This window comes from Krasilnikoviella flava, assembly GCF_900167525.1.
In the GTDB taxonomy this organism is placed as follows: domain Bacteria; phylum Actinomycetota; class Actinomycetes; order Actinomycetales; family Cellulomonadaceae; genus Isoptericola; species Isoptericola flavus.
On the sequence record NZ_FUZQ01000007.1, the window covers coordinates 54,991 to 72,502 of the forward strand.

Annotated in this window: 17 protein-coding genes and 2 tRNA genes; 11 read left to right on the forward strand and 8 right to left on the reverse strand. The window is 74.5% G+C overall.

Features of this window, described 5'->3' with window-relative positions:
* Positions 1 to 12 precede the first annotated feature (12 nt).
* The 3 genes from B5Y66_RS18345 to B5Y66_RS18355 all read right to left on the reverse strand — a co-directional run bounded on the left by B5Y66_RS18345 (position 13) and on the right by B5Y66_RS18355 (position 2,562).
* Positions 13 to 1,050, reverse strand: a complete 1,038-nt coding sequence (locus B5Y66_RS18345; RefSeq protein WP_079576069.1) for a glycine betaine ABC transporter substrate-binding protein — start codon at positions 1,048 to 1,050, stop codon at positions 13 to 15.
* 124 nt (positions 1,051 to 1,174) lie between these two features.
* Complete coding sequence (locus B5Y66_RS18350; protein ID WP_245807210.1) at positions 1,175 to 1,891, reverse strand: ABC transporter permease; 717 nt, start codon at positions 1,889 to 1,891, stop codon at positions 1,175 to 1,177.
* Positions 1,888 to 2,562: an ABC transporter permease gene (locus B5Y66_RS18355; protein WP_079576325.1), complete on the reverse strand. Its 675-nt coding sequence runs from the start codon at positions 2,560 to 2,562 to the stop codon at positions 1,888 to 1,890. The genes B5Y66_RS18350 and B5Y66_RS18355 overlap by 4 nt, the downstream gene beginning before the upstream one ends.
* A 96-nt stretch (positions 2,563 to 2,658) precedes the next feature.
* Here B5Y66_RS18355 and B5Y66_RS18360 point away from each other — a divergent pair, with 96 nt between their 5' ends.
* Together B5Y66_RS18360 and B5Y66_RS18365 are read left to right on the forward strand one after the other, a co-directional pair.
* Entirely contained in the window at positions 2,659 to 3,717 is a 1,059-nt protein-coding gene (locus B5Y66_RS18360) for an ABC transporter ATP-binding protein (protein WP_079576070.1), read from the forward strand.
* A 9-nt stretch (positions 3,718 to 3,726) separates the two neighbouring features.
* Complete coding sequence (locus B5Y66_RS18365) at positions 3,727 to 4,632, forward strand: ATP-grasp domain-containing protein (RefSeq protein WP_079576071.1); 906 nt, start codon at positions 3,727 to 3,729, stop codon at positions 4,630 to 4,632.
* A gap of 39 nt (positions 4,633 to 4,671) precedes the next feature.
* On the opposite strand, the gene B5Y66_RS18375 is transcribed toward B5Y66_RS18365, so the two are convergent.
* The 4 genes from B5Y66_RS18375 to B5Y66_RS18390 all read right to left on the reverse strand — a co-directional run bounded on the left by B5Y66_RS18375 (position 4,672) and on the right by B5Y66_RS18390 (position 7,577).
* Complete coding sequence (locus tag B5Y66_RS18375; protein ID WP_217700850.1) at positions 4,672 to 6,312, reverse strand: MFS transporter; 1,641 nt, start codon at positions 6,310 to 6,312, stop codon at positions 4,672 to 4,674.
* 128 nt (positions 6,313 to 6,440) lie between these two features.
* Positions 6,441 to 6,516 (reverse strand) — tRNA-His (locus tag B5Y66_RS18380).
* Between the two features lie 59 nt (positions 6,517 to 6,575).
* The gene (gene orn / locus B5Y66_RS18385; protein ID WP_079576072.1) at positions 6,576 to 7,214 is read right to left on the reverse strand and encodes an oligoribonuclease; all 639 of its coding nucleotides are present in this window, start codon (positions 7,212 to 7,214) and stop codon (positions 6,576 to 6,578) included.
* 183 nt (positions 7,215 to 7,397) lie between these two features.
* Complete coding sequence (locus tag B5Y66_RS18390; protein WP_079576073.1) at positions 7,398 to 7,577, reverse strand: hypothetical protein; 180 nt, start codon at positions 7,575 to 7,577, stop codon at positions 7,398 to 7,400.
* A gap of 210 nt (positions 7,578 to 7,787) precedes the next feature.
* On the opposite strand from B5Y66_RS18390, the gene B5Y66_RS18395 reads away from it, so the two are divergent.
* Positions 7,788 to 7,860 (forward strand) — tRNA-Arg (locus B5Y66_RS18395).
* Positions 7,861 to 7,863: 3 nt separating this feature from the next.
* Here the strand turns inward: B5Y66_RS18395 and B5Y66_RS18400 are convergent.
* On the reverse strand, positions 7,864 to 8,253 hold the full coding sequence (locus B5Y66_RS18400; protein WP_079576074.1) for a winged helix-turn-helix transcriptional regulator: 390 nt from the start codon (positions 8,251 to 8,253) through the stop codon (positions 7,864 to 7,866).
* A 136-nt stretch (positions 8,254 to 8,389) separates the two neighbouring features.
* Here B5Y66_RS18400 and B5Y66_RS18405 point away from each other — a divergent pair, with 136 nt between their 5' ends.
* From B5Y66_RS18405 to B5Y66_RS18435, 8 genes are all read left to right on the forward strand, one after another.
* Positions 8,390 to 9,289, forward strand: coding sequence for an NAD(P)-dependent oxidoreductase (locus B5Y66_RS18405; protein ID WP_079576075.1), 900 nt, complete (start codon positions 8,390 to 8,392; stop codon positions 9,287 to 9,289).
* On the forward strand, positions 9,286 to 9,570 hold the full coding sequence (locus B5Y66_RS23060) for an NAD(P)-binding domain-containing protein (protein ID WP_245807211.1): 285 nt from the start codon (positions 9,286 to 9,288) through the stop codon (positions 9,568 to 9,570). Before B5Y66_RS18405 ends, B5Y66_RS23060 begins: the two co-directional genes overlap by 4 nt.
* Entirely contained in the window at positions 9,510 to 10,154 is a 645-nt protein-coding gene (locus B5Y66_RS18410; RefSeq protein ID WP_245807212.1) for an imine reductase family protein, read from the forward strand. Before B5Y66_RS23060 ends, B5Y66_RS18410 begins: the two co-directional genes overlap by 61 nt.
* A 132-nt stretch (positions 10,155 to 10,286) precedes the next feature.
* Positions 10,287 to 11,960, forward strand: coding sequence for a GTPase domain-containing protein (locus B5Y66_RS18415; RefSeq protein WP_079576076.1), 1,674 nt, complete (start codon positions 10,287 to 10,289; stop codon positions 11,958 to 11,960).
* Positions 11,957 to 13,546: a GTPase gene (locus B5Y66_RS18420; protein WP_079576077.1), complete on the forward strand. Its 1,590-nt coding sequence runs from the start codon at positions 11,957 to 11,959 to the stop codon at positions 13,544 to 13,546. Before B5Y66_RS18415 ends, B5Y66_RS18420 begins: the two co-directional genes overlap by 4 nt.
* A 49-nt stretch (positions 13,547 to 13,595) precedes the next feature.
* Positions 13,596 to 14,087 (forward strand): single-stranded DNA-binding protein, encoded by a 492-nt coding sequence (locus tag B5Y66_RS18425; protein WP_079576078.1) that lies wholly within the window; start codon positions 13,596 to 13,598, stop codon positions 14,085 to 14,087.
* Positions 14,088 to 14,215: 128 nt separating this feature from the next.
* Positions 14,216 to 15,898: an energy-dependent translational throttle protein EttA gene (gene ettA, locus B5Y66_RS18430; RefSeq protein ID WP_079576079.1), complete on the forward strand. Its 1,683-nt coding sequence runs from the start codon at positions 14,216 to 14,218 to the stop codon at positions 15,896 to 15,898.
* 162 nt (positions 15,899 to 16,060) lie between these two features.
* Complete coding sequence (locus B5Y66_RS18435) at positions 16,061 to 17,053, forward strand: aminoglycoside phosphotransferase family protein (RefSeq protein ID WP_079576080.1); 993 nt, start codon at positions 16,061 to 16,063, stop codon at positions 17,051 to 17,053.
* Positions 17,054 to 17,512: the final 459 nt, after the last annotated feature.

Consider the following 17,512-nt stretch of genomic DNA (forward strand, 5'->3'; position numbering starts at 1 on the left):
GTGCCGCGGCGCTCAGCCGGCCGACGTCGACAGGGAGCCGTCGGAGCTGAATACCAGGCCGAGGGTGATCTCGCCCTTCTGCAGCGCCGCCTTGGTGAGCGGGCCGCCGGCGTCCAGCGAGCGGAACTCGGAGAACGTCAGACCGTAGGTGTCCTCGAGCCCGGGCTGGCAGAACGGCCGTTCGGTGCACTCCGGCCCGGCGCCGAGCACCAGCCCGCCGCAGGCCTCGGCGAGGTCGCTCAGCGTCGTGAGGTCGTGCTCGGTCGCGAACGCCTGCGTGACGGCGAACGCGTTCTGGTCCTGCGCCGGGGACGGGGTGCCGAAGGCCAGGCCGGCCTGCTCGCCGAGGTCGGTGAGCGCCGTCATCGTCGCGTCGAGGTCGCCGCTCGCCTGCGGCTCGGCGTCCGCTCCGTTGAGGTCCTTGTTGAGGAACTCGGTGAGCGTGCCCACGTACTCGGGCACCATCTGCACCTGGTCGCCCTTCAGCAGCGCGGGCAGGTACGTCTCGCGGTTGCCGATCGTCGTGACGGAGGCGTCGTAGCCCGCGCTCTGGAGCACGTCGGCGTAGATGTTGCCCAGGGTGGCGCTCTCGGCGAAGTCGGCCGCGCCGATCGCGACCTTCACGCCCTCGCCCGCCGAGGCGTCGTCGGCCGCGAGGCCGGCGTCCTCGACGAACTGGGCGGCGACGTCCTCGGAGGTCTTGCGGTCGATGTCGACCGCCTTGTTGAGGCCGATCAGCGTGTCCGTGTCGAGCGCGGCGGACACGGTGTCGAGCAGCGGGATCAGGTCGGGCGCCTGGGACGCGAGGTCGGCGTTGACCGCGGGGACGATGTTGTCCACGGTCTGCAGCTTCTTGTCGTCCTCGAGCACCACGAGCGCGTCGTCGGGGACGGCCTCGCAGGTCGCGGCTGCGGCCGAGGCGGTGGACGTGGAACCGCCGCCCCCGGCCGAGCCGGGGTCGCCGCAGGCGGCGAGCAGCCCGCTCGCGCCGACGACGGCGGCCAGCGCGGCCGTCGTGCGACGCAGGGTGGTGGTGCGGTGGGAGGTCATCGAGCTCTCCGTCCGTGGGAGGGACCAGGGTGGGGGTGGGTACCGCGTGGGAGTGACGGGCGAACCGCCCCATTCGACCGCGGAGGCCGGGGCGGGGCAACCGGTTTGTGGTGGATCGACCTGGTCACCGCCGGGCGGACGCCCGCAGGGGAGCCGGGGTGACGAGCCGCTGCACGACGGCGAAGACGCCGTCGAGCACGAGGGCCAGGGCCGCGACCAGGACGCCCCCGGCGAGCACCTGGCCGTAGCGCTGGGTGCCCATGCCGAGCGCGATGATCTGCCCCAGGCCGCCGCCGCCGGCGAGCGCCGCCAGCGGCACCGTGGCGCTGACCTGCACGACGGCGGTGCGCACGCCCGCCGCGACCAGCCCGGTGGCGAGCGGCAGCTCGACCCGGGTGAGCACCTGACGACCCGGCATCCCGAGGCCGACCGCGGCGTCGCGCGCGGAGGGGTCCGCGCCGCGCACGCCCTCGTACGTGTTGACCAGCAGCACGGGCGCGGCGAAGAGGGCGGCGGCCACCACGGTGGCGCCGTCGCCGAAGAGGCCCGCCGTGGCGAGCAGCAGGATGATGCCGAGCGTCGGGACGGCGCGGCTGGCGTTGGTCAGCCAGACGGTGACGCCGCCGCCCCGGCGGCCGTGGCCCAGCCACGCGCCGACCGGCAGGGCGACGGCCGCGGCGACGAGCACGGCGGCGGCCGTGAGCGCCAGGTGCTCCCGCCCCAGCTCGAGGATGCCCCCCGGCCCGGTCCAGCTCAGGGGGTCGTTGAGGTAGGCGATCGCCTGGCTGACGACACCGGTGTCCTGTGCCATGGTCACGGGCCCGGTGGCCGCGGCGCTCATGCGGACCTCCCGCGCAACCACGGCGTGAGCGCGCGGCCGGCGGCCCACAGCACGAGGTCGAGGACGAGGGCGAGCAGGACGCAGGCGATCGTCGCCGTCATGATCTCCGCCCGGTAGAAGTTGTTGCGGAAGCCCTGGAACATCAGCTGGCCCAGGCCGCCGTAGCCCACCACCACGCCCACCGTGACCAGCGCGACGGTGGTGACGGTGGCGAGCCGCAGCCCCGCCATGATGCTCGGGAGCGCGTTCGGCAGGCGTACGCGGGCGAGCACCTGCAGGGGCCCGTGGCCCACCCCGCGGGCGGCGTCGACCGCGGCGGGGTCGACGCCGTCGAGGCCCGTCACCGTGTTGCGCAGGATCACCAGCAGCGCGTAGAGCACCAGCCCGAGCAGCACGGGCTGGCGGCCGATCCCCATGATCGGCGCGAGGATCGCGAACAGTGCGAGGGACGGGACCGTGTAGAGGATCGCCGCGGTGCCGAGCAGCGGCCCGGCGAGCCAGCGCACCCGGGAGGCGAGCAGACCCAGCGGGATCGCGACGAGCGCGGCGATCGCCACCGCCTCGACCGTGAGCAGCGCGTGCTCGGTGGTGCGCGCCCACAGCACGTCGGCGTTCTCGGTCACGTACGACCAGGAGAACCACGGGTTGTCCGCGGCGGCGGTGCTGACCATGGGCTCGACCGTAGCGGCCGGGTCCGACGCCGTGCCGTGGGCCACCCCGGCGCGCCGCGGTCCGGGGTGTCGGACGGCGTGGATAGCCTCGCAGCCATGCCCGCCCCGACGGACCAGTCCGCACCGCCCGCGTCGCCGCCCGCCCGGTTGACGACCGGCATCGAGCTCGACGCCGTCCGCAAGGCCTACCCGGACGGCACGGTCGCGGTCGAGGGGTTGAGCCTCACGGTGCGGCCGGGGGAGGTGCTCGCCCTGGTGGGGCCCTCCGGCTGCGGCAAGTCGACCACGCTGCGGATGATCAACCGCCTCGTCGAGCTCACCTCCGGGCGGGTGCTGGTGGACGGCGAGGACGTCACGCACGTCGACCCCGTCGCGCTGCGCCGCCGGACCGGGTACGTCATCCAGGACGTCGGGCTGCTGCCGCACCGCACGGTCGAGGCGAACGTCGCCACCGTGCCGCGGCTGCTCGGCTGGGACCGGCAGCGCGTGCGCGACCGCGTGTCCGAGGTGCTCGACCTGGTCGGCCTCCCGGCCGACCGGTACGGGCGGCGCTACCCGCACCAGCTCTCCGGCGGGGAGCGGCAGCGCGTCGGCGTGGCCCGCGCGCTGGCCACCGACCCGCCCGTGCTGCTCATGGACGAGCCGTTCGGCGCGGTCGACCCCGAGCGCCGCCGGGACCTGCAGAACCAGGTGGCGCGCATCCTCGCCGAGGTCGGCTCCACGGTGGTGCTGGTCACGCACGACGTCGACGAGGCGGTGCGGCTCGGGGACCGGGTGGCGGTGCTCTCCCGCGGCGGGCACCTGGAGCAGGTCGCCTCGCCGCTGACCGTCCTCGCGCACCCCGCGACCGACCGGGTGCGCGACTTCGTCGGCGCCGGGGCGCACCAGCGCATGCTCGCGCTCGCCGTGGTGCAGCGCGAGGACCTCGAGGACGCGTCGCTGGTGGTGCTGCCCGCGCCGCCCCCCGTGGCCCTCGGCGCCAGCCTCGCGGAGGCGTTCGAGGCCGTGGCCGCGCTGCCGACGTCGTCCCAGGGGCGGGTCCCGGTGGTCGACGACGGTGGTGCCGTCGTCGGCTCGCTCACCGCGGCCGGCATCCTCGGCGGGCTGCGCCGTGCCGCGGACGCCGCGGCGCCTGCCGTGTCGCCCGCCGACTAGGCTCGACGCGTGACCACGACCCGCATCGGCCTCGCCACCTGCTCCGCCCTGCCCCGCCTGGACAGCGACGACCGCCCGCTGCTCGCCGCGCTCACCGATCGCGGCGTGGTGACCGAGGCGGTGGTGTGGGACGACCCGGACGTGGACTGGTCGGTCTACGACCTCGTCGTCGTCCGCTCCACCTGGGACTACTCGCCCCGCCGCGACGACTTCCTCGCCTGGGCGCAGACGGTGCCGCGCCTGGAGAACCCGGCCGACGTGCTGCGGTGGAACACCGACAAGGGCTACCTGCGCACCCTCGAGGAGGCGGGCGTGCCCGTCATCCCGACGATCTGGCTGGACCCCGACCGGCACCTGTCGAAGCGCGCGGTGCACACGCGCATGCCCGCCTTCGGCGACTTCGTGGTCAAGCCCGTGGTCAGCGCCGGCGCGCAGGACACGGGTCGCTACCAGCCGGTGTCCGCGCAGTCGCGGGCGCTCGCGATCAAGCACGCGGTGGACCTGCTCGACGGCGGCCGCGCCGTGATGATCCAGCCCTACGTGACGTCGGTGGACACGACGGGGGAGACCGGCCTCGTCTTCGTGGACGGCGAGCTGCGGCACGCGGTGCGCAAGCACGCGCTGCTGACCGGGCCCGTCGAGGCCAGCGAGGCGCTCTACGCCGCAGAGCGCATGGAGCCCGCGGTGGCGACGCCCGAGCAGGTCGACGTCGCGGAGAAGGCGCTCGCGGTCGCGCGCGAGCAGGTCGGCGGCGAGCAGCCGTTCCTCTACGCGCGCGTCGACCTCGTCGCCAGCGACGACGGCACCCCGATGGTCATCGAGCTCGAGCTCACCGAGCCGTCGCTGTGGATGCAGCACTCCGGCACGGCCGCCACCCTGGACGCGTTCGCGGACGCGATCGTCGCGCGGGCCTGAGCCCGGCGGCCCCGCGGCGGTCCCGGGCGCGCGGTGTCGTCAGCGGGCGCGGTCGAGCTCGGCGACGATCGCGTCGTAGCCCCGGGAGGCGGCCAGGTCCCGGAGGAGCACGCCGTCCCCGTCGCGGATCGTCGGGTCCGCGCCGGCGTCGAGCAGGAGGCGTACGACCTCGACCTGGTCCGCCGACCCGTCGCCGAGCACGATCGCCTCGTGCAGCGCGGTCCACGACAGGCGGTTGACGTGGTCGACCGGCACGCCGGCGTCGGGCAGGATGCGCACGGTCGAGACGTGCCCGTGCTCGCTCGCGGGGATGAGCGCCGTGCCGCTGTCCCGGTTCGTGCTCGTCACGTCGGCGCCGGAGGGTGTTCCGGAGGTGGTGTCGCGGGCGCCGGCGTCGTCCGCGCGACCGATGCGCAGCAGGGCAGGGACGGCGACCACGAGGACGACGAGGCAGACGACGAGCGCCAGGCTCGCCCCGAGGGCCGTGCGGGGCACGCCGACGTGCTCCGCGACCACGCCGATCACCAGCGTGGCGGCGGGCATGACGCCGATCACGAGCTCCTGCAGGCCGAGCGCGCGGCCGTGCACGCCGGGGTCGGTGACCATGAGGAGCAGCGTGGTCTGCAGCACGCCGAACGCGGCGCCGGCGAGCCCGATGACGGCCATGAGCACGAACGCGGGCGCAGGCGCCGCGGTCAGCGAGAACGCGGCCCAGGCCAGCCCCCACACCGTCGTGCCGAGCACGAACAGCGCGCCCTTGAAGCGGAAGTCGCCGAGCGCGGCGATGACGAGCGACCCGACGAGCCCGCCCACGCCGGCGCAGGTGAGCAGCGCGCCGAGGCCCGCGGCATCGAGCCCGAACGACTCGGCGGCGAAGACGGGCATGAACGACTGGTACACGGGCCAGAGGAAGACGTTCGCGGCCAGGGTGACGAGCAGGACGCCGACAGCGAGCCGGTTCCCGGCGACGGCGCGGAACCCGCCCGCGACCATGGCGAGCACCGACGCCGAGGCGTGGCCGCCCGGACCGGTGCGGGTGCGCAGGCGGCGCAGCGGCAGCAGGAGAAGGAGAGAGGCCACGTACCAGGCCGTGGAGACCCAGAGCGCGGCCGGGGCGCCTATCGCCGCGATCATGCCGCCGCCCAGCGCCGGCCCGATCACCTGGGTCATGTTGAGCGCCATCGAGTTCAGCGCGTTCGCGTTCGAGAGGTTCTCACGGCCCACGAGGTCGAGCACGAGCGACATCCGGGCCGGCTGGGAGGGCGACTGGGCGATGCCGATCGCGAAGCCGCCCAGGACGATCGCCCCGTAGGGCAGCAGGTCGGCGGTCGCGAGCGCGGCGACCACGGCCACGGCACCGGTGGCCCAGGTGCAGGCGACGAGCAGCAGCCGCACCCGGTCGTAGCGGTCCGCGAGCGCCCCCGCGACGGGTCCGAGCAGCAGGGGTGCCAGCCGTGCCGCGGTGTACACGGCGACGAGGAGCTCTGAGCCGGTGAGCTCGAACGCGAGCCAGCCGAGCACCAGGGTCTGCGTCCAGACGCCGCCGAAGAAGAACAGGTTGGACGCCCACAGGAGCTGGAACGGGCGGTTGCCCCGCAGGGAGGAGAAGGTGGCGGTGGCCGCGCTCGGGCGGGCGGGGGCGGCCTGTCGTGCCACGGCGGGGGTGTCTCCTTCGGTCACGGGGGACCGCGTCCGCGGCCGTGGCGATGGTATACCGAATGGACCGGGGCGGGCCCTGCCCGCACCCGCCCGGAGACGGAGAGAGGCCCCCGTCGCGTCCGGACGGACGCGACGGGGGCCTCTTCTGGTGGGGTGGCTAACCGGGCTTGAACCGGCGACCTCCTGGACCACAACCAGGCGCTCTACCGACTGAGCTATAGCCACCATGGTCCGGTTACCGAAGCACCGGGCCGTCGAAAAGTGTACATGCTCCGCGGGGCGGTTCAGGCCTCCGTGGTGCGCCGGGTGACCGACGTCTCGCTGACGCGCTCGGCGACGACGCGGGCGGTCTTCGTGTCCGGGCCGGGCTGGGGCACGAACAGTGCCTCCCGGTAGTACCGCAGCTCGTCGATGCTCTCGAGGATGTCGGCGAGCGCCCGGTGGCCGCCGTCCTTCTTGGGGGAGGCGAAGTACACGCGGGGGTACCAGCGGCGGGCGAGCTCCTTGATCGACGACACGTCGACGATCCGGTAGTGCAGGTGTCCCACCAGCTCGGGCATGTCCCGGTCCAGGAACATCTTGTCCGTGCCGACGGAGTTGCCGGCCAGCGGTGCCTTGCCCGGGTCCGGCACCCACTCGCGCACGTAGTCGAGCACGGCCTGCTCGGCCTCGGCGAGCGTCGTGCCCGCGGGCAGCTCCTCGATGAGGCCGGACGTGGTGTGCATGTCGCGGACGAAGTCGTTCATCTGCTCGAGGGCGGCAGCGGGCGGCGCGACGACGACGTCCACCCCCTCGCCGAGCACGTTCAGCTCGGAGTCCGTGACCACGGCGGCGACCTCGACCAGCGCGTCCGCGCGCAGGTCCAGACCGGTCATCTCGCAGTCGATCCAGACGATGCGTTCGTTCGGGTTCGCGGGGCTCACGGGGTCAGCCTACGGTCCGCGCGCCCGGGGGCGGCCCGGTGACCCTGGTGACCCCGGTGAGCTCGGTGACACGACGAGGGCCCCGGCGCTCCGGACGGTTCGGTGCGAACGGTCCGGGCCCCGGGGCCCTCGTGGTGGCGTCGTCGGCGGGTCGATACCCGGCCGGCGCCCGCCCTGCGGGTGTCATGCGGTCAGCCAGTCGTACAGCCACCGGGCGATGCTGGTGCGCTGTCGGCGGGCGTGCGGCTGCGGGCGCAGCTTGCGCTGCTGCTGCAGTCGGTGGATGGTTCGTCGTCGCTCGGCGTCCTCGAGACGCTCGCGCTGGATGGCCTGCACGAGAAGCAGGTTCTCCGGGGGAAACATGGTGATGGTGTCCTTCGTGACGTGGGGTCGTCGGTCCGGGCCAGGGACCACCCGTGCGACCGGTGTCTGACCGGCCGCGCGTCACCGCGGTGCATGCATGAGTCTGCCGGGACGTCATCGTCCGGCGCACGGCTTTTTCCCAGGTGGGCGCGCCCCCGGCCGTGCACGGGGCCGTGGTCGACGGGCGCCGTGCCGATACCATGGGTGCGCGCCTCCATAGCTCAATGGATAGAGCAACGGCCTTCTAATCCGTAGGTTGCAGGTTCGAGTCCTGCTGGGGGCACCGTCAGACGGCAGCGGGGCGCGGCATGGCCGCCGCGTCGGCGTGGTCGACCAGCTCGCGCCCCTCGCGCCGGATGCGCTCGGAGCCCCACAGCCCGAGCGGGGCGAGCGCGTCGTTGAGCGCCCGCCCGTGCTCGGTGAGCGCGTACTCGACGCGGGGCGGCACCTCGGCGTAGACGGTGCGCACCACGAGGTCGTCGGCCTCCATCTCGCGCAGGTGCTGGGTGAGCACCTTCTCGCTCACGCCCGGCAGCCCGCGGCGCAGCTCCGCGAAGCGGCGCACGCCGTGCTCCTCGAGCTCCCAGAGGATGAGGCCCTTCCACTTGCCGCTCACGACGTCGAGCGCGGCGTCGATGCCGCAGACGTAGGGGCCGCGCCGGGTGCTGGTGGTCATGGTGCTCCTCGTGTCCGGGTACCTCCCTCGAGGTAAGTACCGCAGTTTTTTGTGCGTACTTCACACGCTTGCCGTACCCCCTGAGCATGGAGGTGTCCGGCTCGAAGGACAAGTCCCGACACCAGGAGGAGACCCCATGACGCAGCACCACGCACCGATCGAGCAGGCTCCGGTCACCGTGATCGGCCTGGGCCCGATGGGCCAGGCGATGGTCCGCAGCCTGCTCAACGGCGGCCACCCCGTCACGGTCTGGAACCGCACCCCGTCCCGGGCCGACGGCGTGGTGGCGGCCGGTGCGGCCTTCGCGCCCACGCCCCGCGAGGCGCTGGAGGCGGCCGAGCTGGTCGTGCTCAGCCTCACCGACTACGCCGCGATGGACGCGATCCTCGACGGCGCGGCCGACGCGCTCGCCGGTCGCACGCTCGTCAACCTCAGCTCGGACACGCCGGACCGGACCCGCGCTGCGGCCTCGTGGGCCGCGGAGCACGGGGCCGGCTTCCTCACCGGCGGCGTGATGACGCCTGCGCCGATGGTGGGTACCGACGAGGCCTTCGTCTACTACTCCGGGCCGCAGGAGCTGCTCGAGCGGCACCGCGACGCCCTCGGGCGGATCGGGCGCCCGCGCTACCTCGGGGCGGACCCGGGGCTGGCGCAGCTGATGTACCAGGCGCAGCTCGACGTCTTCCTCACGTCGTTGTCCGCGCTGATGCACGCCACGGCGCTGATCGGCTCCGCGGGCCTGCCCGCCCGCGAGTTCGTGCCTGACGCGGTCGCGCAGCTCGGAAGCATCCCGGCGATGCTCGAGGCCGGCGGGAGCACCGGCGAGCAGATCGACGCCGGGGACCACCCCGGGCACCTGTCCACGGTGACGATGATGGGCGCAACGGCCGACCACGTCGTCGCGGCGAGCGAGGCGGTCGGCATCGACACGGCCCTGCCGCGGGCCGTGCAGGCGCACTACCGCCGCGCGATCGACGCCGGGCACGGCGCCGACAACTGGACGCGCATCATCGACGGCATCCGGGACCCGCGGTGAGCCGGGCGCGCGAGGCGGTCGCACTGCTCGGGCTCGGCGTCATGGGACGGGCGCTCGCCGCGACCCTGCTGGACGGCGGTCGCGCCGTCACGGTCTGGAACCGGTCGCCCGGGCGGGACACGGAGCTGGTGGAGCGCGGCGCCCACCGGGCGGCCGCCGCCCGCGACGCCGTCCTCGCGGCGCCGGTGGTCGTCGTCTGCCTCTACGACCACGTGTCTCGGTGCGCGACACGCTCGAGCCGCTCGTCGAGCAGCTGCGCGGCCGCGTCGTGGTCAACCTGACCACGACCACCCCGAACGAGGCGCGTGCGCTCGCCTCCTGGGCGTCCGACCACGGGGTGCGGTACCTCGACGGCGCGATCATGGCCACCCCGCCGATGATCGGGTCGCCGGGCGCCGCGATCCTCTACAGCGGGGACGAAGGCGTGTTCGACGAGGTCAGGGGCCCGCTGGACGTGTGGGCGACCAGCACGTTCGAGGGGCCGGACGCCGGCCGCGCGTCGCTGCTGGACCTCGCGATGCTGTCGGGGATGTACACGATGTTCGCGGGGTTCCTGCACGGCGCCGCGATGGTGGGGGCCGACGGCGTGGACGCCACCAGCTTCGCGCGCCGCGCGGCACCCTTCCTCGCCGCCATGACCGAGGCGTTCGCGCTCGACGCCGCGGTGATCGACGACGGCAACTACTCCGACCCCGTGCAGAGCCTGGACTGGTCCGACCTGGGCCACCTGGTGCGGGCGAGCGAGGAGCAGGGGGTCGACCCCGCGCCGATCGCGATGGTGGAGGAGCTGCGCCGGCGCCAGGTCGACGCGGGGCACGGCGGGTCGGACTTCGCGCGGATCTACGAGAGCCTCCGCCGCCGCTGAGGAGCCGCGCCCGACGTCGTCCCGGCGTGGCGACGGACGCCGTGGCCGGCGAGCGTGCCGCGCGGGGGAAGATCGGCCCTCCGCGCGGCGCGCGCGTTTGGCACGGAACGCCCCAGCGGGAAGGATGTGCCCGTGACACCTTCCCTGGAAACCCGCGCCTCGCGCCGCGCCGCGAGCAGGAAAGACGGCGGGGCGGGCGAGGAGATCGGCGTCACCGTCCACGACGTCGCCCGAGACCTGCGACGTGACGTCGCGGCCGTCGAGCTCCCCCTGCCGATCGAGGGGGCGGAGGAGGCGGCGGCTTCCCGGGACCGGCTGCTCGCGCAGCTGGACGAGCACCTGCTGCCCCGCCTGAAGGAGCTGTCCTCGCCGGCCGTCGTCGTCGTGGCCGGCTCGACCGGGGCGGGCAAGTCCACGCTGTACAACTCGCTGCTCGGCGAGGCCGTCTCCGAGGCCGGGGTGCTGCGGCCCACGACGCGCGAGCCCGTGCTCGCCCACCATCCCCTGGACGCCGACGTCATGTCCTCCGGCCCGGTCACGGAGCTGTCGCGCGTGGTGCAGCACGAGGGCGTGCCGCGCGGCACGGCGCTGCTCGACGCCCCCGACCTGGACTCGTTCGTGCAGCAGAACCGCTCCACGGCGCACCAGCTGCTGGAGGCCGCCGACCTCTGGCTCTTCGTCACGACGGCCGCGCGGTACGGCGACGCGCTGCCCTGGCAGGCGCTCGCCCGGGCCACCGAGCGCGGGGCGTCCGTGGCGATGGTGCTCAACCGGGTGCCGAAGGAGACGCTGACCACGGTGCGCGGCGACCTGCTGCAGCGCCTGCGCGAGCACGGCATGACCGACGTCCCGCTGTTCGTGGTGCCCGACGTCGGCCCGCACGAGGGCCTGCTCGACCCGTCGGTCGTGCAGCCCGTGCGCCGCTGGCTCACGATGCTCGCCGGGCCGGACCGGTCGCGCGCCGTCGTCGTGCGGACCCTCAAGGGCGCCCTGGGCGCGCTGCCCGGCTGGGTCACGTCGCTCGCGGACGCGATCGACGCGCAGCAGGAGGCGGAGCACGTGCTGCGGCGGCGGGTGTCCGAGGAGATCCCGCCGGCGGAGCGGCTGGCTCGGGACGCGGTGGCCGCCGGGGTCGTCGCCGGGGCGTCGGTCGAGGCGCGCTGGCGCGAGCTGTCCGGCACGGTCGGTGTCGACCGCGTGAAGGTCCGCGGCGACCGGGCGCGCAGCACGCGCCGGGCCGGTCGCGCGCGGGAGGCGGCGCTCGAGGAGCTGCGGTCCGACGTGGTGGACGCTGCCACGCGCACGCTGGCCGCGTCGGGCGCCCGGGTCGAGGAGCGGCTGCGTGCCGTCCTCGCCGGCCCGGGCGCACCCGCCGGCGGCGAGGCGGTGGCGCCCGACGGCGCGGCGCGCACGGCCGCCCGCGAGGCGGACGTCCCGGGTCGCGTGGCGGGCTGGGCCGAGCGTGCCGACGAGCTGGTCGCCGGGCTCACCGGCGGTGCGGCCCCGGCCCAGGACGAGGCCCGCGTCGAGGCCGCGGTCAAGGCGTTCGGGCCGCGCGGGCTCGCGACGCTGCTCCTGGCGTCCGCCGCGGGCAGCGACGACGCGGCGCGGCTGCTGTCCCGGGTGCTCGGCGAGGTGGCCGACGCCTCGGTGTCGACCCTGCGCGACGACCTGGGCGACCGTGCCGCCGCCGTCGTCGACGCCGAGGTGCAGGCCGTCCTGGACGACCTCGGTCCGTCCGAACCCGCCGACGACGCGGCCGCGGGGCTGCGCGTGCGACTCGCCGAGCTCAGGAGGCTGACATGACCGAGAGCCCGTCCCACGACGCGACGTTGCGTGCCCGCACCGAGGACCTCGCCCAGGCCCTCGACATCGCCGGGCCGCGGCTCGACGACGCCACGTCGGAGCGCGTCTCCGCGGCCGTCGAGGGGGTGCGCCAGCGCCTCGCGCTGGGCGTCGACCACACGGTCGTGGCCTTCGCGGGCGGCACCGGCTCCGGAAAGTCGAGCCTGTTCAACAAGGTGTCGCGCCTGAGCTTCGCGGACGTCGGGGTGAAGCGGCCCACGACGGCGCGTGTCACCGCCTGCTCCTGGTCGGACGGCGCGGAGGCGCTGCTCGACTGGGTGGGCGTGGACCGCGAGCGCCGCATCACGCAGGGCGGGGAGCTCGACGGCCAGGACGAGGAGAAGCTGGCCGGGCTCGTGCTGCTCGACCTGCCCGACCACGACTCCGTCGAGCCCGCCCACCGCGAGGTCGTCGACCGCGTGCTGCCGCTCGTCGACCTGCTGGTGTGGGTCGTGGACCCGCAGAAGTACGCGGACGACGCGCTGCACTCCGGCTACCTGCGGGCGTCCGTGGGCTCCGAGTCGTCGATGGTCGTGCTGCTCAACCAGGTGGACACCGTGCCGGACGCGCAACGGGAGAACCTGCTGGCCGACCTGGCCCGCCTGCTCGAGGACGACGGGCTCACCGGCGTGTACGTGCAGGGCGTGTCCGCGAGGACGGGCGAGGGCATCGACCGTGTGCGGGTGCTCCTGGAGGAGGCGTGTGCGCGCCGCTCGGTCGCGGCCGGGCGGGCGGCGGCGGAGCTGGACACCGCGGCGCGCCTGCTGCTGGCGCAGACCCCGGCCGAGGTGCCGTGGCAGATGGGCCCGGCCGTCGAGCGGGAGCTCGACGCCCTGGTGGCCGCCACCGGGCTGGCGGCGGTCGCGACCCAGGTGGGCAACGCGGTGCGCAACGGCTACGGACGCCCCGAGGTGCCGCCCCCGGACCGGGACGCGGTCGCTCTGTCCCGGGCCCGCTGGCTGACCCGGGCGGGCGCGTCGCTGCGGCCGGGCTGGCAGCGGTCGCTCGCCGCGTCCGTCGCCGGGGCGGACCAGCTGCGCACGTCGGTGGCGGGCGCGCTGCGCGGGGTCGTGCTGGACACGCGCGGGCCGTCCTCCGCCCGGGTGCTGCGCCGCACGTCGTGGGTGCTCGGGGGGGTGGCCGTGGTGGCGGCGGTCGTCGGCGTGCTCGCGCTGACCGGGGTGCTGGACCTCGCCTCGCCGTGGCCGGCGGTCGTGCTGGGCCTGGCCGGCGTGACGGCGGTGGCCGCCGTCACGGTGGCCCTCGCGGGCGCGGGTGCGCGGAGGGGGCTGGCGCGCAAGCGGGAGCAGGCCGTGGCGTCGGCCGGCCGCGCGGCGCTCGAGCGGGTGCTCGCCGAGGGGCTCGGGGAGCCGACGCAGCAGCTGCTCGTCGAGCACCGCCGGGTGCGTGAGCTCGCGCAGGCCGCGACCGAGGTGCCGACGTCGCAGCCGCTCACCGGGTCCCTGAGGCTGCCCACAGACTCCGACCTGGCGTCGTCGTCCACAGCTGCGCCCCGGGCGGGTGCCCACCGGGCGTCGCGCGACTGATCCTGGGCGGACCGCCGGCACCCGCCGACGGCGAGCCCAGGAGGAGCGCATGAACGAGGTCAGCATCACGGTCAGCGGGTTCGTCGGGACGAAGCCGACGCTGAACCGGTCCCAGAACGGGGTCGAGTGGACCACCTTCCGCGTGGCGAGCACGCGACGGGTGCGCGACGCGCGCAGCGGCGAGTGGTCGGACGGCCGGACGCTGTGGTTCACGGTGAAGTCGTTCCGCACCGGGGCCCGCCACGTGGCCGAGTCGCTGGCGCAGGGCGACCCGGTGGTCGTCGCCGGCCGGCTGTCCACCGAGGAGTGGACGGACAAGGAGGGCAAGGACCGCTGGCAGCTCGTCGTCGACGCGCACGCCGTCGGTCCGGACGTCACCCGCGGCCTGGCCCGGTTCACGCGGGTCGTGGACCGGCCGGACCGGGAGGGAGCGCCGGCGGCGGGCGATCCCTGGGCCGAGGTCGCGGACCCGGGCGACCACCCCGGCACCGACGCGGCCGCCGAGGTCGAGGCCGAGGAACCGGTGCCGGTCGGCGGATGACGGCTCCTGTCGCGTAGGCTGGTGGACCGGCCGCCATGCCGGTCCTCCAGCGTGCTCGCTGGAGCCTCGAACCTCTCGGACCCGACCTCTCGGGTTCTCCGCGCGATCGAACGGTGGAAGCAGAGCCAGTGGCTGAGTTCATCTACTCCATGTACAAGGCGCGCAAGGCGCACGGCGACAAAGTCATCCTCGACAACGTCTCGCTGAACTTCCTGCCCGGCGCCAAGATCGGCGTCGTCGGGCCCAACGGCGCCGGGAAGTCGACGATCCTCAAGATCATGGCCGGCATCGAGCAGCCGTCGAACGGCGAGGCACGTCTCTCCCCGGGGTACACGGTCGGCATCCTCATGCAGGAGCCGCCGCTCAACGAGGAGAAGACGGTGCTCGGCAACGTCGAGGAGGCGGTCGGCCCCATCAAGGCGAAGATCGACCGCTTCAACGAGATCTCCGCCCTCATGGCCGAGCCCGACGCCGACTTCGACAGCCTGCTCGCCGAGATGGGCACGCTGCAGGAGGAGATCGACGCCGCCGACGCGTGGGACCTCGACTCCCAGCTCGAGCAGGCGATGGACGCGCTGCGCTGCCCGCCGCCGGACGCCGACGTCACCGTGCTCTCCGGCGGTGAGCGCCGCCGCGTCGCGCTGTGCAAGCTCCTGCTGGAGAAGCCCGACCTGCTGCTCCTCGACGAGCCCACCAACCACCTCGACGCCGAGTCGGTGCTGTGGCTCGAGCAGCACCTGGCGACCTACCCCGGCGCCGTCCTCGCCGTCACCCACGACCGGTACTTCCTCGACCACGTCGCGGAGTGGATCTGCGAGGTCGACCGCGGTCGCCTGTACCCGTACGAGGGCAACTACTCCACCTACCTGGAGAAGAAGCAGGCCCGCCTCGAGGTGCAGGGCAAGAAGGACGCCAAGCTCGCCAGGCGCCTCAAGGACGAGCTGGACTGGGTGCGCTCCAACGCGAAGGGCCGCCAGACCAAGTCGAAGGCGCGCCTGGCGCGCTATGAGGAGATGGCCGCGGAGGCGGAGCGCACGCGCAAGCTCGACTTCGAGGAGATCCAGATCCCGGCCGGCCCGCGCCTGGGCAGCGTCGTCCTCGAGGCGTCGAACCTGCAGAAGGGCTTCGACGGGCGCCAGCTCATCGACGGCCTGAGCTTCACGCTGCCCCGCAACGGCATCGTGGGCGTCATCGGCCCGAACGGCGTCGGCAAGACCACGCTGTTCAAGACGATCGTCGGCATGGAGCCGCTCGACGGCGGCGACCTCAAGGTCGGCGAGACCGTCAAGATCTCCTACGTCGACCAGTCCCGCGGGGGCATCGACCCGAAGAAGACGCTGTGGGAGGTCGTGTCCGACGGGCTCGACTTCATCAAGGTCGGCAACGTCGAGATCCCGTCCCGCGCCTACGTGGCGTCGTTCGGCTTCAAGGGCCCGGACCAGCAGAAGCCCGCGGGCGTGCTGTCCGGCGGCGAGCGCAACCGCCTCAACCTCGCGCTCACGCTCAAGCAGGGCGGCAACCTCCTGCTGCTCGACGAGCCGACCAACGACCTGGACGTCGAGACCCTCGGCTCCCTGGAGAACGCGCTGCTCGAGTTCCCCGGCTGCGCCGTCGTGGTCTCCCACGACCGGTGGTTCCTCGACCGTGTCGCGACGCACATCCTCGCGTACGAGGGCACGGAGGAGGACCCGGCGAACTGGTACTGGTTCGAGGGCAACTTCGCCTCGTACGAGGAGAACAAGGTCGAGCGTCTGGGCGCGGACGCCGCGCGTCCGCACCGCGTGACGTACCGCAAGCTCACGCGCGACTGAGCGCACGGGCTCCGCGCACGCACGACGCCCCCGGCACCCCGCGGTGCCGGGGGCGTCGTGCGTCACGGGCGTCGTGAGCCGCAGGCCCGTCGCGGTGCCGGTCGGCGTGCCGGTCGCGACAAAGGGCTTGGGTCCGGCCGAGGGGCCGTGGATACTCCCCGGATGACCGCCGTGCCGCTGTCCCGCACCCGCCCTGCCTGGCCCGACCTCCCCGCCCCCGTGCGCGCCGGGATCGAGGCCCGTCTCGCCGCGCCCGTGACGGCGTGGACGAGCCACGACGGTGGCTACTCGCAGGGCCTGGCGTCCACGCTGCGCACGGCGGACGGCCCCGTGTTCGTCAAGACGGTCGGGCCGGAGCACGCGTTCACCGTGGGTATGTACCGGGAGGAGGCGCGCCGCGCCGCACTGCTGCCCGCCGGAGTGCCCGCGCCCCGGCTCCTGTGGTCCGCCGACCTCCCTTCCGGCGGCGAGGACGACAGCGGGGACGGTGCCGGCGGGACGTGGGTGGCCCTGGCGTTCGAGACGGTCGCGTCGCGCAACCCGGCCACGCCGTGGGTCGACGAGGAGCTGCAGGTCGTGCTCGACCTCGCCGTCGCGGTGGGGGAGCACCCGGTGCCCGACGGCGGACTGCCGGCGTTCGAGACAGAGCTTCCCACCGACCGCACGCAACGCCTGGCCGCCGAGGCGCCCGCCGGCCTGGCGACCTACGACCCGTGGCTGATCGCGCGGCTCGACCGTCTCGCGGAGATCGAGCTCGACGCCGCGGCCGCCGTCGCCGGGTCGTCGCTGGTGCACGGCGACCTGCGCGGCGACAACGCGCTGCTGGTCGCGCCGCCCGACGGGCCTCCGGGCGCTACCCGCGCGCTGGCCGTCGACTGGCCGAACGCCGCTCGGGGCGCGGCGTTCTGCGACCTCGTGGGCATGCTGCCGGCCGTCGAGGTCGAGGGCGGGCCGCTCCCGGAGGAGGTGCTGAGTCGCCGTCCGCTGCCGGCGGGGACCGACGAGGACGCCGTCACGGCCTACCTCGTCGCGCTCGCGGGGTACTTCGTGCACTCCTCGCTGCAGCCGCCGCCCCCGGGCATCCCGCACGTGCGGGCGTTCCAGCGGGCGCAGGGCGAGGCGTGCGTCGCGTGGCTGCGCCGCCTCCTGAGGTGACGGCCTGGCGGCCACGAGAGCGGATCCGGACGAGGCCAGCGGCAGCTCGCAGACATCGGAGTATCTCTGGCTCTGCACGCCCGCGGCGGAGAACGAGTGCGACCGCAGGTTCTCGACGGCGACCCATCTCGGTGAGCTCCACCACCACGGGGGAGCCGAGCCGTGCCACGAGCGCGGCGACCATCTCGTCGGTGACGGTGGGCGGGGTCGCCGTCATCGCCTCGGCGTACGCCATGACGTCGCGCTGAGCGCGGTGTGTCGACGCTCTCGGCGTCGCGCCAGCGCGGCACCTGCCCGAACGTGCGTCGCGCGTACCAGGCGATGGCGCGGCCGTAGAGGCCCGTGAGCTCTTGCGGGGGATGCGGAACGTGCTGGTCACCTGCGGCCTCCGGGGGCTCGGGATGGGGGTCCCGGCGTGCAGGGCACGCCGTCGTGCCCTCCCCTCTCACCGCGTGCGCG